The following is a 15,500-nucleotide window of genomic DNA, read 5'->3' as shown; positions in this document are numbered from 1 at the left end:
AAGGATCGCAATGCTCCGGAACAATACGTTCATGGATAGGGTGCCCCCGGACGGGACAAGGACACAGGAAAATTTATATAAAAAAGACCTTCACCGAGCTCGGCAAAGGTCTTAAGCAAACATAAAAGACCCTTACCTAATCGGCAAAGGTCTTGCTAACAACGTAATGTTGCCAATAAAGCCGGGGACAAATATCCCGAATTGACGACTTTATTGATTACTAGCTACTCCCCTTTGGGACGATACATATTTTTCTATTTCAGTATGGCATGGAAAAGCGATTTTTGTCAAGCCTATTTTTGTCGGATGATCCTCCGTTAAAGAAGCCAAATTTTGTTAGCCTTCTTGCGTTTTATACTTCCTGGAAGGCTCTAATTATTTCTTCACGTTCTTCCTCCGAACCGTCAAAACGATCGTCCGCAAACCGCTCGCTGACCCACTGCATCATAGCGGGGCGGCTTAGGAAAATGTGGCTTTCCTCTCCCCATTGATCCGATATTTCACGGACAATGAGCTGTTTGCCGTTGACTTCGACGGACATCATGTTCCAGTTGTCTTTTTTGTAAATCATATGCTTTTTCACACGATTGTTTTTCAAGGTTATTTCCTCGCTTCATTCATTTTTTCGCTCTTTATTATTGTAGCTTATTTTGCGACGGATGTCTCACAGGAACGGTCAGAATAAAATACCGGATATTCGAAAGGAAGAGTTTTCTATAGGCCTACTCATTTAAATAAGTCGTCACCCGGTTTTGAATCAGCTTGCTTACTTCCTCCGCTGTTTTTTGCCCGTTCATGAAAGCTTCAAATTCCTCCATCGCAATGGAGAACACCTTCATGTCGCTGGTTAATTTCTTACTTGCGTTCTCCAACTGCTGTTTCATGGTTGCGATTCGTTCATCCACCATGGACATATCTAAATTGTCAGGGACTTCCACTGGAAATCCGGAAACCTCCAGCGTCCCGCCTTGAAGTAGTTTTTCTTTAGCTTCGTGAAATTTTTTATCCACTATGCCCTTATGAATAGGATATCCCGACGGTAATTCCGGGGAGGACTGCATCTCGTCGGAAAGCAGAAACTTCAGAAATTCCCATGCTTCCTGCTGCACCTGCGATTTGCTGTTCAGCCCCAAAGTGAAGTAAGAGGAATACTCTCCTCCGCCGGACTGGCCGTTGGACGTAGGCCTGTTAAATAATTGAGTGTCTTCTTTCAGCACATTGATTAAATCCATAGCGGGATTGTACAGGCTGGTCATGGAAAACAAAGCTTTATCATAGTCGTAAGAAAACTCGGCTTGAAGAATCCCTTCGTCGTACATCGATTTGATTTCGTTCATCATTCCTCTAAACAGCTCTGAATCGAAATTGGCTTTGCCGTCCTGAACGAGATCGGAGTAGTTCTTTTCAATATAATCGGCGAGCAGTTGATTAGGAAGCAAATTAACAAATGCAACGTAATCCTGTCCGACCTGATCCTGCAGCTTCTTGGCAATGTTCTTGAATTGGCCCCATGTCCAGGTTTTATCGTCTATCGAGATGCCCGCCTTTTCCAAGACTGATTTCTTTCCGGCTACGAACTGCGGCGAGAACGAGAATGGCATGGCATACAGACCGTCCCCGTTTTGCGAAGACTTTAAAATGTTTTCATAGTACCGGCTTTTATCGAAAGCAGAGTCTTGGGCCATCAGATCGTATAAATTGACCAGAACGTTTTTGGAGACGAATTTATCCTGGGGCAAGTTCGTCATATCGATCAAATCCGAGGCTTTTCCGGACAGCGCCTGAGTCGTTACGGTCTGAACATACTTTTCCATATCCGCTTGGGAGATCGCGCTGGTCGTTCCCCCGTCCGTTTTCGGCATGGCCAGGTATTCTTTTATCTCGATATGGATATCGGGGTGGAGATCATCGAATTTTTGCGCCGCCGTTTCCAGGAACCGGTTGCTGCCGGTCACGGCTATGACGACCGTTTTCTGATCTCCCGAAGACGAATGTTCCCCTGCAGAGGAGGGACTGTTGCCGGAACAAGCCGTCAATAATACTAAAATTGCCATCATCATCCATGCTAAATGTTTTTTCATGTTTATCGCTCCTTATAAAATTATTCCGGGTGGATCAACCGCTATTTGATGCGCACCCGATTGCCTTCCTGCAGCGGCTCGCTGGTCTCGGAGATGATTTCGTCCTTCGGCGAGAGACCGGACAGGACGATGATTTCATCGTCGGTGGAACTTCCAGTGTTCACATACGCTTTTTGCGCATGGAACGTATTTCCGACCGGACTTTTCTTTTCCCGGATGACAAAGACGTAATTTCCTTTGCTGTCCTTATACACCAGCTTCTTGGGAATGACGAGCCCTTGCCCTTCCATCAGCTTATCGATTCGAACGCTTGCTTTCTCCTCCCCCGTCAAAGTATCGTCTATGACGGATATGACAATCGTCTTCTGAGCATTTGGTCCGCCGCCGCCATTGTCACTGCCTGAAGTCATGCCCCCACCGAAGGAACCCTCATTATCAGGCGGGCCCCCTCCCCCGGAGGCGGACGCATCTTTAATATCGATGATCGTTCCTTCCACCGACTTTGCATTCTCTCCGGCAATGCGGACGGACACTTTTTCCTCCAGCTGAAGCGCGTCCGCATCGTCTTCATCGGTCGTAAATGTAAATTCGAAGCCTTCGTTCATTCTTGCAAGCGACAGGGCCGCCTGACCTTGAGAAGCGTTCAGCCCTTCCTCCACATAGATATCTGTCACTTTGCCGTCGAATGGAGCTTTCAGCGTTCCTTTATCGGACCGCTCTTTGCGCAGGCCTTCGATTTTACGCTGCTGCATCTCGATGTCCAGCTGCTGGCTTTCCAGGTCGCGCTTCGCCTTTCGCACAGAATCCTCATCGGTTTCCCGCTGGGCGGCGACAAATTGTTCCTTTAGCGCTTCTCGGTTCAAATTCATTTTTTGCAGCTGAGCCTCTTCATTCAACAGCTGCTCGTCCAGCTGGGAAGTGTCATAGGTGACAAGCACCTGTCCTTTTTGGACGGTATCGTTTTTCCCGACATGCACCCGGGTGACTTTCCAGCCGCTCTCGTTTATAAGGTCGGACTTGTGGCGCGGAACCAGCTTGCCGCTGCCTTGAATGGTTCGAGATAATGATTTCTGTACGGGCTGGAGCATGAGCAATAAACGATTGTCCTACAAGGTGTTCTGGGTGACCTTCATCGGATTGATGCTGATCGTGCTGGCATGGATTCAATTACAGAAGTTTCTGTTTGAACCTTACTACATCAGTCAGAAAACGAAGGAACTGAGAAGTCAATTTTCAGAAATCTATAGGGGATATGCCGATGGCCGCTATGACCTGTTTGACAAGCCGGAGGAGGTGGGCCGGTTTGAACAGCAGTTTTACGGTCTGACAACGACTGTGTTCAAGCAAGAGGATAGAGTAGATATGTATGTCGGGATGACGTCCGTCCCGGCACTGCCTCTTAGAAAACCGAATCCGGCTTATGATATCCGTATCCATACTTCGGCCGAAACCTTAACCCATTCGCATGAGCAGGAAGCCCCTTTAACGAAGTTGGATCACCCGGGAGGGAGGGAGCCAGTTAGCTCCTCATTTTCTATCGCGCAGCCGTCTCAACCGGCGACACCGGCTATTGGTGGAAGCTACGGCAATTTAATTAGTATTTTGAGCTATTGGCTGCAGGAAGAGGACTTTTTTGACGAGCTCGACGATGGAGAAATCTTGATCAGGCAAATGAACAACTCGGGAGTCGGCGGCCAGCGGGAAAATATATTGATAGCTTCGGCCAAGCTTCCGGACATGGTTCATCCCGCAGGCGGGGAGGCATATTTGTTTACGGTGGCGACTCTGCAGCCGGTTGGCGATGCGGTGAAGGTCATGGGAAACTTCAACTCCTATTTTTATTTAATTGCGCTGGTGCTGATTGTTCTGTTTGCCATTTTGTTCTCCCGCACCGTCACCAAGCCGCTTGTTCAGTTGAACCGGGTGGCGAAGCGGCTTGCCAAACTGGACTTCACCGCAGCCGTCCAATTTAAACGCGAAGATGAAATAGGGCAGCTGGCGGAAACCATGAACTATCTGTCCTCCAACCTGAAGCGAACGATGGATGAATTGCAGGAGGCGAACGCCAAGCTGTTGGCCGATATTGAGAAGGAAAAGCAGCTCGAGAGGATGCGCAAAAGATTCGTGGCCAGCGTATCTCACGAGCTGAAAACACCGGTCAGTCTCATCGCCGAGGCATTGAAGGATAATATAAGACAAGGAACGAAACGGGACAAATATGCGGATATTATTGTGGAAGAGAGCAGCCGGATGGCGGGGCTGGTCAGTGACTTGCTGGATTTGTCACAGCTGGAGAGCGGCCGTTTCCGGCTGAATCCCGCCAAGGTACCGCTGTCCGAAACGATTCGCTCGGTCCTGCATAAAATGTCGCCGCTCCTTAATGATAAGCAAATAAGACTGAAGGTTGCCGGGACGGACGACGAGGAACGGCAGGTTTTATCCGATCGTTCCCGGCTGGAGCAGGTGCTGATCAATTTATTGAGCAATGCGGTCCGCCATGCGCCGATACAAGGCCGGGTGGAGGTCAAGGTGCTGGAGACGGCAGAGCAAGACAAGGTGACGGTAGAAGTCAGCAACGAAGGAAGCCGCATACCGGAAGAGGATTTGCCTCATATATGGGATGCTTTTTACCGTTCCGACCGGTCCGGAAACCGGGATTTGGGGGGCACAGGAATCGGCTTGTCCATTGTCAAGCACCTGCTTCAGCTTCACGGCAGCGAATTCGGGGCGCGCAACGAGGAAGGCGGGGTGACGTTTTTTTTCACCCTGGTGCTGGATAACGGATTGTCATTGAAGGAAGACGCGTGATACAATCCGTATAACCGCTATGCACCGCCTGCTTAAGCCAGGGAGCGTAACGGGTGAAGCAAGACAATAGTTTGATGAGATGAGGAGAGATGAGCTGAGATGAGTAGGGAAGGAAGAGGGCCTGTACCCAGCCCGAGAGGTTACGAACAGACCGGGTACGCTGTCACCTGCCGGTCTATGGATGAATACCTCCGCATGTTCTCGCTGGAAGAAGAGCGTCTGCACCGGGGGCCGGTATTGGATGTTGCGGCAGGAGCATCATCGTTCACGGCTATGGCCAGAAGGAAAGGAGTCGACGCTTTCGCGGCGGATCCGACTTATGCGATGGATGCTGACGATATGGAGAAAACCGGCTATGAAGAAATAGAGGTTTCAACGGAGAAATTAGACGCATTGCGTGACAGCTTCGACTGGTCCTATTATGGCAGCCCTGAACATCACCGCAAGCTGCGGGAGGCCTCGTTCTCACAATTTATCGAGAGTTACCGGACAGAAGGGAGCCAGGTTTATACCGAGGCATCGCTGCCGAATCTGCCGTTCGCGGAGGAACGGTTCTCGCTTGTTCTGTGCAGTCATTTTCTGTTTCTATACGGGCAGGGATTGGACGAACAATTTCACCTGGAAGCCTGCCGGGAGCTGCTTCGTATTTGCCGGCCGGGAGGGGAGGTTCGCATATATCCGCTCCTGGATCTATCCTTTAAGGAATACCCGGGGCTGGACACTCTGATTCAAGAGCTGGAGGACAGCGGGGCTTCGGTACGGATGATGGAATCCCGTCTTGCCTTTATTCCGGGCTCGAAACATCTCCTGTGCCTGACGAAAAAAGATCGATAAATTATGTGCATATAATTCGTTACATGACTTGAAATTAATTCTTAGCAGTGTTATAATAAGGTACATTCGCCATAAATGGCGACATTTTAGGAGGTTGTTTACTTGAAAGGTACAGTAAAATGGTTTAACGCAGAAAAAGGTTATGGTTTCATTCAAGTAGAGAACGGCGACGACGTTTTCGTTCACTTCTCTGCTATCCAAGGCGAAGGTTTCAAAACTTTGGACGAAGGCCAAGAGGTTGAATTTGATATTACGGAAGGCAACCGTGGTCCTCAAGCAGCTAACGTCATTAAATTATAAGATTAGGGAATACCACTTATAAATAATGTGCTAGCGATTATGAAGCAGCTCTTCTGAACAAGAAGGGCTGCTTTTTCGCGTAAATTTGAAGTTGGTGATTCGGAGAAAACGAAGCTGGGCAGAACATATTCCAGTCCGGTCAAAGGCGGGGGCGCAGCAGTATTCTCCTTTTACATAAGAACTGCCGATGGGCAGGTGGGGTTCCAAAGACAGGCAAAAGTGCATGTCAATTAGGGCATTTGCCCGATTTTCGAGGGTTTGTGGCGGAAAGACCTGCAGATTCGTGTGTCTTTGTTAGGATTTACCGGATTTGTCCCCAAAGACATGTACAATTGCATGTCTTTGGGGATGCTCCTCGCGTAGAGGGGCATCCCGCAAATTCCGGGGTTATTTTAACGACTGCGGCTCAGGTAAGCATTCATAAACTTCAACACATCCTCCAGATGCTCGCTCCAATATTCCCAAGTATGGCTGCCGCTAAATTCCTGATATGTAAAAGGATAATTTAAGCGGGTTAACTCATCCTTCAGCCACAGATTGGCTTGATACAGGAAATCTTCCGTGCCGCAGTCGAAATAAATTTCGGGGTACGGTCCCTGCTGAAGCGCCCTGGCGGCAAGGAAGGAGAGATTATGATGTCTGGCATACTCTTCGTCCAACGGCCCGACTATGCGGACGAGCTGATCCGGCTCCCAATCCGGGGCCAAATCCAGCCGGTCGGAGGAAGGAAACATGCCGAGTGCGCCGGACAGGCTGCCGGCCGCGCCGAACTGCCCAGGATTGCGAAGTGCGAGCAGCAAGGATCCGAAGCCCCCCATGGACAAGCCGCATATCACTCTGTTCTCTCTGGACGTAAGGGTCCGATACTGGCTGTCGATGAAGGGGATGAGGTCGTTCATGAAATATTGCTCGAAATTCCCGCTGCCGTCATGCCAATCCAAATAATACGTCCCCGTGGAAAAACCTCCGTCACTGGGCATGATGATGATCGATTCGGTCAATTCCCCGGACGCCATCATCCGCTCGGCCGTTGCATACGCATTCCCCCGGTAGGGCCATGAGATTTCGCTGTCAAATCTGCCATGCAGCAGATAGATGACCGGGTAGCGCTTCTCCGATTGCTCGTAACCCGGCGGAAGGAATACATAAAAGGTCAGTCTCCGATTCAAAGCTTGAGAATGGAAAGTGACAGGTGTCGGTATCAAAGGCTTTCACTCCTTGGATAATTCTCTCTAGACGCTGAATTTTCTGGAAATGTGGGTCAGAAAAAATCCCGCACTGGCAATAAACGCCGTTATGGATGCAAACAGATAGACCGTATCACCTCCCCATAAATCGAATAATTGCCCGCCGATAGCTCCGCCGGCCAATCCGGCCATCCCTCCCCATACGACATTAAACATCGCCTGCCCGCTGGCTCGGAACTCGTCGGGCACCAACTGGGTGATATACCGGATGGCGGTAATGAAGAAGATGCCGAAGGACAGACAATGCATGGCCTGGATGGCAATAATCCAATACGGATTCTGAACGGAGGCCATAAGGAGGAAGCGGATTCCATAGATCAAGCCGGCGAATCCGAGCAGCGGCAGCTCCTTGAAGCGATGGCCGTATTTGCTGAGCAAAAACATCACGGGAATTTCGCTGAGAGCGGAAATCATCCAGGAATACCCGATGATCGTTTCGTTGGCTCCCAGTCCGATCATGTAGAGAGCCAGAAACCCGTCATTCGCTTTCGCCGGGATTGCGAGAAGCAGAATAAGGAGAAAGAACCAGAGCAGCTGCTTCGAGAACAAAATGCTGCGCACTCCGCTAAAATCCGCCTTGCGCGCCCCTGCTCTGCTGTCTTTCAACAGGAAGGCCAGTCCAAAAGAGATGATAACCGTCCCGAGGGTAAGGAAGGTGACGGATTGAATTCCCAACCCGCTCAGAGCCATGCCAAAAAACAGGGAAGCGAAGGAAAAGCCCAACGATCCCCAAATGCGGTAGGAGGCGTAGCTCTTCCCGGTCTTACTCGCGACCAGAAGGGTCTGGCTGTCAATTAACCCGTTCATGGGAGTCTGGAAGAAATAGTAAGCCGTCATGACTATGAACATGACCGTGAAAGTATCGACTTGAAACATGATCAGCAGGGCGATGAGCTGTCCTGCGAGAACAGTGATCATCACCTTCTTGATCGTCTGCAGTCTGTCGCTTAGTACACCCCAGAACAAGTTGGCGGCAATGCCTACGGTCGGGCCGATAGAATACAGCATTCCGATTTGCAGTTTACTGTAACCTTTATAATCGAAGTAGATCGGAAAGACGGAGACGATAATGGACATCGTCATGAAGAACAAAAATGTGAAAGACTTAAGTACAGCATCCGAGCCTGCGGTAGCACCCGTTGGACGATGCTTGGCGGCAGGGGACGGTGTGATGTCGGGTTCAGACATGAGAAGCCTTCTTTCTAATCATTCTTGGTATATCTTGGAGTCACGGGCCTGCGGCTGCCGGTCCGATGCCTGCAGGCTGTCGGCGTTGTTTCTTGTCCGAAACCGTTATGGCGGCGCCTCGGCACATTAGACCGCCGAATGGCGCTAACCCCGGGCAAGCGGGCGTTCCGGTTCTTTGGACACCCTTCTGAGAACAAGCAGGACGACGGCAAGCTCCATCAGGAAGCCGAGGGATTGCGCCAGAGCCCCGATCGTCCCGTTCCAACCAGGTGCAGCAATAATACAGATCAGCAGCACGATAAGGGTAACCCCCACGTTGGAGCCTTGAGACCAGACCATAATTTTGGTCTGTCCGCGCAGCATTACGATTCCGTTGAAGAAATCCAGCCAGGGAAAGATCAGGTTCATGATCATGAAGACCCGAAGCGCCTCCAGACTGGCCTGCATAAGCTCCTCGTTAACTCCCATTTGATTCTCCATGAACCAGGGCCCAACAGGAGTATACGCCAGCATCCCCACCAGCAAGGCCGGAATAAAGGACAGCATCAGCGTGAAGCGGATTACCTGCGTCCGGTCTGTCCGGTAGAAATTCAACACGATTTGATGAATGTAGGAAAAGAAGCTTTGCGCCAATTGCGCCAAGCTGAAGGCGATGGCATAGGAAGCGATGGCCAACTCCATATTGGAGGACTTGCCCAGCATGGCGTTAATGGCAGGCCCGACTACTACGGCCAGCAGGGAATAGTAGAGCAGCGGCCGATAGAACTGAAAAATTTGGCGTTTGGTTGAGATCGGGTGCCCCTCCACCTTCTCGGGAATGACTTTCTTCAAGAGCTTGCGTCCTTCCCAGACGCTGACGGCCGCTTCAATGACCATACCGAGCAAAAAAATAACCGCTCCGACGGAGCCGCTGTTCACCTTGCCGGTCATAATGTAATATTGCGCCAAGGCATACATCCCCACAAGCCGGATAATCATACCAATCGTTAGCCAGGTCGTTCTTTTATTAAAAATGATTATCCCGTGGTAGAGACAGCGGATGCCCGAGAAAATACTGACAAACATCAATATTCTATAGGCATCGATGGTCTCCTGCAGCCCGTTCTCCTGAACGCCAAAAAAATACCGGAAGACCAGACGGCCCAGATCGGTATAAGAAATAATCAGCCCCAATGCAAAGATCGAAGCAAATACATATAGTGCAATGGCGCTCATGGCACGAAATGATACCCGGTCGCGGACCAGTGCCGAGCAGGTCTGACGCAGCAAGGCCGCAGGTTTCTCGGTAATGCCGAGCAGACTGAGGGCAATAGCGTAACTGGCGATCACCGCTTCCGGTTGGGCGGCTCTGGCCAATGTGCTGTTAATGATGACATGAGAGATCGTAACAAGGCTGGCCGAGATCCCGAGCGGAATAAAGAAAGCGAACAGCTTGGAAAACCGGATCTGCCGGGGTGATCGGGCTTCCGTTCGCATCTCATGGGAGAGGTTCATGCTGGTAGAACTCCTTTGAAGGAATGCATGTAGTCACTTCCGAAACGTTCAAGAAATCGTCAAAATTAATTCTAGTATATCACATCCCAATGAACTAGAAAGAGAAAAAATGGATCCTCTCCCGGAAACACTCTGGTTGCAATGTAGCAAAGACTGGCAGTTACGCGGCAGAAATGATACATTAAAATAATAAGAAGACTGCCAAAAAAGGGGCTGCAAGGTTTGTGGAGACCGGAATTCGTATATGACGGCCGTCTGGGGATTTACGTGCCGGATTTGCCTCGCGAGTGGGAGAGTTACTCCGAGGAGGACCGCGCGGAAATGCTCTATCAATGGGAACAAATCAGGGGAACCATTCCTGATCGGATCAAGCATCTGGAAAGCAGAATAATGGAAAAACAGGAACGGCTGAACCGGGAAGATGATTTCGCCGTTTCCTGCAGCCTCAACTCGGAAATCGCCGAATTGGCCAGCATGATTAACGATCTTCACCTATGGTACCGGGTCGACCAGGAAATGTCCGATAAAATCCACATGTAGGCGACAGCGGCTTTCGGGTAGGCGGAGAGCAGATAAATACAGTGGAGCCATATGTGAGTGATAGGAGGTACTCTATGAATGACAGGTTTCTGCCTGATCTTGTTCAGGCACTGTGGAAGCACGAGCCGTCCCTGCAGCCGGAGGGCACATGGCAGCAGGATTTGAACCACAGAATTAACAGTGTTAATCCGGAGCTGCTGGGAGGCGGTGATCCGGAGAAGCTTCCCTTTGGTCTTGGCGTGAAATCCGGTCTTTACCTGTGGAATGAGAATTTGCACGATTCCCATGAGCTGTCCCAACGAATCGAGAACGCCACGGGCAGTTACTGGCACGGCATCATGCACCGGATGGAAGGGGATTACAGCAACGCGAAATACTGGTTCCGCCGGGCGGGAACTCATCCGATTCACAGTCAGGTTCAGGATCGCGTCAAGGGCCTTGTTGCCGGCAGGGAGGAGAGCCTCTCCTCGTCTACACATCTGACCGGGTTGTTGGCTTTAAGCGGGCGGGGCGAATGGGATCCTTACCGGTTCACCGATCTGGTGGAAGCCGTTCAGAGCTCTGCGGATCAGCCGGTCATCCGGCTGCTGCGGGCGATTCAACGGCTCGAAATCGTACTCCTGTTGGAATATAGCTATCAGCAGTGCTGCGGAGGTTCGCTACTTGAGTATACATCATGACGCTGCCAAACTTTTCCCGAGAAATCCCCTGCATCTGATGCATCGGGTTTACCGGTATGTGCTCCCCGGAGTAAAAAACGAATTGAGTCGTTGGAGGGAAGAAGCTGAACAAATACCGGACGAGGAGCTGCGACAGCAGGCAATCGCCAGCATGACAAGCAAGCAATTTCATTGTCAGGGCGGCGCTGTATATGCCGCAGCCAATCTGCCTTCCCGCCATATTCTTATTCCGCTTATCGTTGCTTTCCAGACGATAAGCGACTATCTGGACAATTTATGTGATCGAAGCACCTCGCTGGACCCGCAGGATTTCCGCCGGCTTCACCAGTCGATGCTGGATGCCGTCGATCCGGCAGCACCGACTCACGACTATTACGAATTCCGGCAGGAGAAGGAAGACGAGGGTTACTTGTTGAAGCTGGTACAAACTTGCCAGTCGCATATTCGTGAGCTGCCGTCATACGGACTGGTGGAGAAAGAGATACGGGAGTTAGTCTCCCTTTATTGTGATTTACAGGTGTACAAGCATATTCGCCATGATTTACGGGAGGATGAGCTTCTGCGCTGGTGGAATCAGCATGCGGCCAATTATTCCCAGCTCAAGTGGAACGAGTTTGCCGCGGCGACCGGCTCCACGCTCGGGGTGTTCATGCTGTTTCTGGCCGCCCAGGATCCGGGGCTGACGAAGGAGCGGGTAAGCGGCATCCGGGAGGCGTATTTTCCATACGTATGCGGTCTTCACATTATGCTTGATTATTTGATAGACCAGGAAGAAGATCGGGCAGGCGGGGATCTTAACTTTTGCAGCTATTATGATACAATGGAGCAGTCGGTGGAACGAATTGCCGAAATTGTACAGAACGCCCGCGAACGGGTAGCCGTCCTCGAAGCCCCGTCCTTCCACAGAATGATTATTGAAGGGCTGATCGCCCTGTATCTGTCCGATCCGAAGGTTAGCAAGCAGAAGGAGGTCAGACGGATTTCCCGCCGGTTGATGAAAAAAAGTCCGATGACCCGCATTTTCTTCTGGGCGAACAGTGTCTGGATTCGTATGCGTTCTTAAATATTGGGTCGGCGCGGATGGCCGGTGGCTGCAGTCTTTTGCAGGGAAAAATACGGTTAATGAAACGGCCCCAAGTGATATGGAAAATAGCGGTTAGGCATCTTTTTTCAGAAACTATTTCATTCCGGGGGCATTTTTTTTTATAATGAGTTGTAGGACTTGCACTTAGGGGGAAGAAAACAATATGACAGTTAAATCGATTGCTGTACTGACGAGCGGCGGCGATTCCCAGGGAATGAACGCTGCCGTTCGCTCTGTAGTAAGAAGCGCTCTTTTTCATAATTTGGACGTCTACGCGGTGCAGCGCGGATTTCAGGGACTGATTACCGATGATATCCGGCAGATGGATCTGCGCAGTGTAGGAGATATTATTCAAAGAGGCGGAACGATTCTGCAGACGGCCCGCTGCAAGGAGTTTCTGACGGAGGAAGGCCAGCGCATCGCTGCCGAGAATCTTCGCAAGAGAGGGGTCGACAGTCTCGTTGTCATAGGCGGGGACGGCTCTTATCAGGGAGCGAACAAGCTGAGCAAATTGGGGATTCGGACAATGGGATTGCCGGGAACGATCGATAACGATATCGCGTTCACCGATTTTACGATCGGCTTCGACACAGCGGTCAGCATTGTCGTAGACGCCATTAATAAGCTGCGGGATACGATGACCTCTCACGAGAGATCCTCCGTAGTTGAAGTTATGGGCCGCCACTGCGGAGATATTGCCTTATATGCAGGACTGGCCAGCGGTGCCGAGACGATCCTCGTACCCGAGGTTCCATTCGATCTGAAGGAAGTGGCCGAGCGGATGCGGGAGAACTTCCATAACGGGAAACGGCATAGTATTATCCTTACGGCGGAAGGTGTCGGCAAGGGAGAAGATATCGCCCGGACCATCGGCGAGCTGAACGACATTGAAGTTCGTGTCACTGTGCTCGGCCACATTCAGAGGGGAGGAACTCCGACCCATAACGACCGAATTCTTGCCAGCAAGTTGGGAGACTTCGCCGTACGCCGCCTGCTCGCCGGGGACTCCGGCAAGGCTTGTGGAGTCATTAAGGGAGAATTGGTGGCTACCGACATCGATTTGGTCGTCAATACGAAGAAAGAGTTCAATATGGAGCTGTATAATTTAGCTCTTCGCTTATCCCAATAAGAGAATAATAGAGAAGAGGCGCCAACCGGTTTGGCGTCTCTTTGTCGTGTACGCCCGGCATGGGACATCCTGGTCTTCTCACGTGAACTTGTCCACTCGACTTCACTCATCGGCTTCTGCGCCAGGGGGGTGGGCAATGGCTTGAAGGATTTCCTCCGTAGAAGGCGAGCCCCGGTGAGCGTAAGCGATTTTGCCATCCAGGCCGATGACATAGACCGTCCGTTTCTGCGGCAGCAGGCCGAAAAGCATTTTACCGACTTTATACATTTCGTTGATCTTACTTCCCATATCATATATTAACGGAAAATCGAATCCGTGATGTTCGGCAAATTTGTTATGCTTGGCAACCGAAGCCGGATTGATGCCGACGACGAGCGCGTTGTAGCGAGCGTATTCTTCCTTGGCATCCCGCACAGCGCACAGCTGAGCAGTGCATCCCGGAGTTTCGTCCATCGGATAGAAAATAAGGACGATCGGCCTTTTGCCTATATATTCATTAAGCGCAATTATTCCCTGTGTGCTTTCAGCGATAAAAATCGGAGCGGGTTGCCCGATGGAAAGCATGAATGGTCCCTCCTTAAAATTATAGTTCCATCTATTTTAAACGATTGCGGGTGCGGAATGAAAGTCGGTGGCGGGAGGCAAGGGCAGAGAGAGGAAAGCAAGCCGGACTCATTTTCCTCTCTGTAACGTGGGTTTGTGACGACGCAAGGGGATGGCAAAGGGGTACAGGTTATCGGTCCATATAAAGATTCATCCGGTCGAAGAAATCCGAGACAGCTAAATGGGATGCCCCAAGAACGGCGGAATGGGTACCCAGGCTCGAAAACTCGATTTTGGTGCGGTGGCGGTGGACCGGCAGTGTTCGGCTGTGAAACGCGTCCAGCATCGGCTCCTTCAGCCATTTCTCGGCAGTGGTCATCCGGTTCCCGATGATGATCTGCTCGGGGTTGAAGGTGTTGACAATATTGGACAATCCGATGCCGATAAATTGTCCCACTGTTCCGAACATCGAAATGACTTCGGGAATTTCCTCATGGGCTGCCCGCAGAAGCACATCCAGATCGGGAGCATTTCCGCCGTCAGTTGACTGGACAGGAAGCGGCAGGGCCTCCGCCGATTCCAATAGAGCATTCTCGGAAGCATACAGCTCCCAGCAGCCTTTATTCCCGCATTTGCACGGCTTGCCGTTAGCTTCGATGGTCATATGCCCCATCTCTCCGGAGAACCCCGAGGCTCCTCTGTACAGCTCTCCACGGAGCACAATTCCGATTCCGATTCCTATCCCAATGCTGACATAAATCAAATCCGAAAATTTGCGGCCGGCGCCGAACTGCTTTTCCCCCATGGCTCCTGCGTTGGCTTCGTTATCCACTCTTACAGGACACCCGAATTCCTTCGTCAATACGCCGGACAGGTCGATTTCATTCCATTGCAGATTGGGCGTCATGCGAACTTGCCCTTTATTATCAACCATTCCGGGTACTCCGATGCCGATCCCGATAACTCCGTAAGGGCTGGGAGGGGAGCGGTCGATGACTTCCCGGATCGATATTTTAAGCTGGGTCAGCACGTTCTCTGTGGAGCGGTCGCTTATCTTGACGTTCCGTTCCAAGACAATATTTCCGTCCAGATCCGTAAGAACGGTCAGTATGTAATTGACACCCAGATCCACACCTACGGCATATCCCGCTGTTTTGTTAAACAAGAGCATGACCGGCTTGCGTCCGCCGCTGGACGGCCCGGTTCCGATCTCCTTAACCAAATCATTCTCCATCAGTTCATTTACGAGACTGGACACCGTCCCTTTATGAAGTCCCGTCAATGAAGATACCTGTGCTCTGGACAGCGGAGACTGACGGCGGATCGTATCGAGTACAATGCTTTTATTAATTTGTTTAACCAGATATTGATCTCCTGTTCGTTTCATAGAGCCTCCCGAATTATTTGCCAAGTCTACTAAAACAAATGTAACAATAGATGTTGAAAAGCACAATTAGAAATATATATTTCAAAAACTTAGTTCAATCGATATACAAACTTTTGAAAACCTGCTATGATGGCTGTAGATATAGATGTATAGCGCTTCAACCAGCCGAGAAATGAACGGCTTGA

15 protein-coding genes are annotated in these 15,500 nt (G+C 50.7%); 7 read left to right on the top strand and 8 right to left on the bottom strand.

Annotated elements, in window-relative coordinates; genetic code table 11:
* Window positions 1-352 precede the first annotated feature (352 nt).
* The 3 genes from FS806_RS00155 to FS806_RS00145 all read right to left on the bottom strand — a co-directional run bounded on the left by FS806_RS00155 (window position 353) and on the right by FS806_RS00145 (window position 3,175).
* Window positions 353-571 carry a hypothetical protein gene (locus FS806_RS00155; RefSeq protein ID WP_144932238.1) on the bottom strand — a complete coding sequence of 73 codons (219 nt, stop codon included), beginning with the start codon at window positions 569-571 and terminating at the stop codon, window positions 353-355.
* A gap of 151 nt (window positions 572-722) precedes the next feature.
* Complete coding sequence (locus FS806_RS00150) at window positions 723-2,081, bottom strand: ABC transporter substrate-binding protein (RefSeq protein ID WP_144931946.1); 1,359 nt, start codon at window positions 2,079-2,081, stop codon at window positions 723-725.
* Between the two features lie 41 nt (window positions 2,082-2,122).
* Window positions 2,123-3,175, bottom strand: a complete 1,053-nt coding sequence (locus FS806_RS00145) for an RND family efflux transporter (protein ID WP_144931943.1) — start codon at window positions 3,173-3,175, stop codon at window positions 2,123-2,125.
* On the opposite strand from FS806_RS00145, the gene FS806_RS00140 reads away from it, so the two are divergent.
* The 3 genes from FS806_RS00140 to FS806_RS00130 all read left to right on the top strand — a co-directional run bounded on the left by FS806_RS00140 (window position 3,168) and on the right by FS806_RS00130 (window position 6,023).
* Window positions 3,168-4,889 carry a sensor histidine kinase gene (locus FS806_RS00140; protein ID WP_186328129.1) on the top strand — a complete coding sequence of 574 codons (1,722 nt, stop codon included), beginning with the start codon at window positions 3,168-3,170 and terminating at the stop codon, window positions 4,887-4,889. The two genes, FS806_RS00145 and FS806_RS00140, sit on opposite strands and share 8 nt — an antisense overlap.
* Before the next feature lie 99 nt (window positions 4,890-4,988).
* Window positions 4,989-5,723 (top strand): class I SAM-dependent methyltransferase, encoded by a 735-nt coding sequence (locus tag FS806_RS00135; RefSeq protein ID WP_144931939.1) that lies wholly within the window; start codon window positions 4,989-4,991, stop codon window positions 5,721-5,723.
* Window positions 5,724-5,825: 102 nt separating this feature from the next.
* On the top strand, window positions 5,826-6,023 hold the full coding sequence (locus tag FS806_RS00130) for a cold shock domain-containing protein (protein WP_144931937.1): 198 nt from the start codon (window positions 5,826-5,828) through the stop codon (window positions 6,021-6,023).
* Between the two features lie 392 nt (window positions 6,024-6,415).
* Here the strand turns inward: FS806_RS00130 and FS806_RS00125 are convergent, their stop codons facing one another.
* The 3 genes from FS806_RS00125 to FS806_RS00115 form a co-directional block, all read right to left on the bottom strand.
* A complete protein-coding gene (locus FS806_RS00125) occupies window positions 6,416-7,228 on the bottom strand; it encodes an alpha/beta hydrolase (protein WP_144931935.1) in 813 nt (270 codons plus the stop codon).
* A gap of 27 nt (window positions 7,229-7,255) precedes the next feature.
* The gene (locus FS806_RS00120; protein WP_144931933.1) at window positions 7,256-8,458 is read right to left on the bottom strand and encodes an MFS transporter; all 1,203 of its coding nucleotides are present in this window, start codon (window positions 8,456-8,458) and stop codon (window positions 7,256-7,258) included.
* Window positions 8,459-8,602: 144 nt separating this feature from the next.
* Window positions 8,603-9,952 (bottom strand): multi antimicrobial extrusion protein MatE, encoded by a 1,350-nt coding sequence (locus tag FS806_RS00115; RefSeq protein ID WP_144931931.1) that lies wholly within the window; start codon window positions 9,950-9,952, stop codon window positions 8,603-8,605.
* Window positions 9,953-10,174: 222 nt separating this feature from the next.
* Here FS806_RS00115 and FS806_RS00110 point away from each other — a divergent pair, with 222 nt between their 5' ends.
* From FS806_RS00110 to pfkA, 4 genes are all read left to right on the top strand, one after another.
* Entirely contained in the window at window positions 10,175-10,492 is a 318-nt protein-coding gene (locus FS806_RS00110) for a hypothetical protein (RefSeq protein ID WP_144931929.1), read from the top strand.
* A 74-nt stretch (window positions 10,493-10,566) separates the two neighbouring features.
* Window positions 10,567-11,172 carry a hypothetical protein gene (locus FS806_RS00105; RefSeq protein ID WP_144931927.1) on the top strand — a complete coding sequence of 202 codons (606 nt, stop codon included), beginning with the start codon at window positions 10,567-10,569 and terminating at the stop codon, window positions 11,170-11,172.
* A 37-nt stretch (window positions 11,173-11,209) separates the two neighbouring features.
* A complete protein-coding gene (locus FS806_RS00100; RefSeq protein WP_144932236.1) occupies window positions 11,210-12,235 on the top strand; it encodes a tetraprenyl-beta-curcumene synthase family protein in 1,026 nt (341 codons plus the stop codon).
* Window positions 12,236-12,419: 184 nt separating this feature from the next.
* Window positions 12,420-13,385: a 6-phosphofructokinase gene (pfkA, locus tag FS806_RS00095; RefSeq protein ID WP_144931925.1), complete on the top strand. Its 966-nt coding sequence runs from the start codon at window positions 12,420-12,422 to the stop codon at window positions 13,383-13,385.
* Between the two features lie 102 nt (window positions 13,386-13,487).
* Here the strand turns inward: pfkA and FS806_RS00090 are convergent, their stop codons facing one another.
* On the bottom strand, window positions 13,488-13,949 hold the full coding sequence (locus FS806_RS00090) for a peroxiredoxin (RefSeq protein WP_144931923.1): 462 nt from the start codon (window positions 13,947-13,949) through the stop codon (window positions 13,488-13,490).
* 169 nt (window positions 13,950-14,118) lie between these two features.
* The gene (locus FS806_RS00085) at window positions 14,119-15,315 is read right to left on the bottom strand and encodes an ROK family transcriptional regulator (RefSeq protein ID WP_144931920.1); all 1,197 of its coding nucleotides are present in this window, start codon (window positions 15,313-15,315) and stop codon (window positions 14,119-14,121) included.
* Between the last annotated feature and the right edge of the window lie 185 nt (window positions 15,316-15,500).

Source organism: Paenibacillus sp. 32O-W (assembly GCF_007679495.1).
Classification (GTDB): Bacteria; Bacillota; Bacilli; order Paenibacillales; family NBRC-103111; genus Paenibacillus_L; species Paenibacillus_L residui.
Note: the sequence above shows the minus strand (reverse complement) of the source record. Positions and strands in the feature narration are given on the sequence as shown.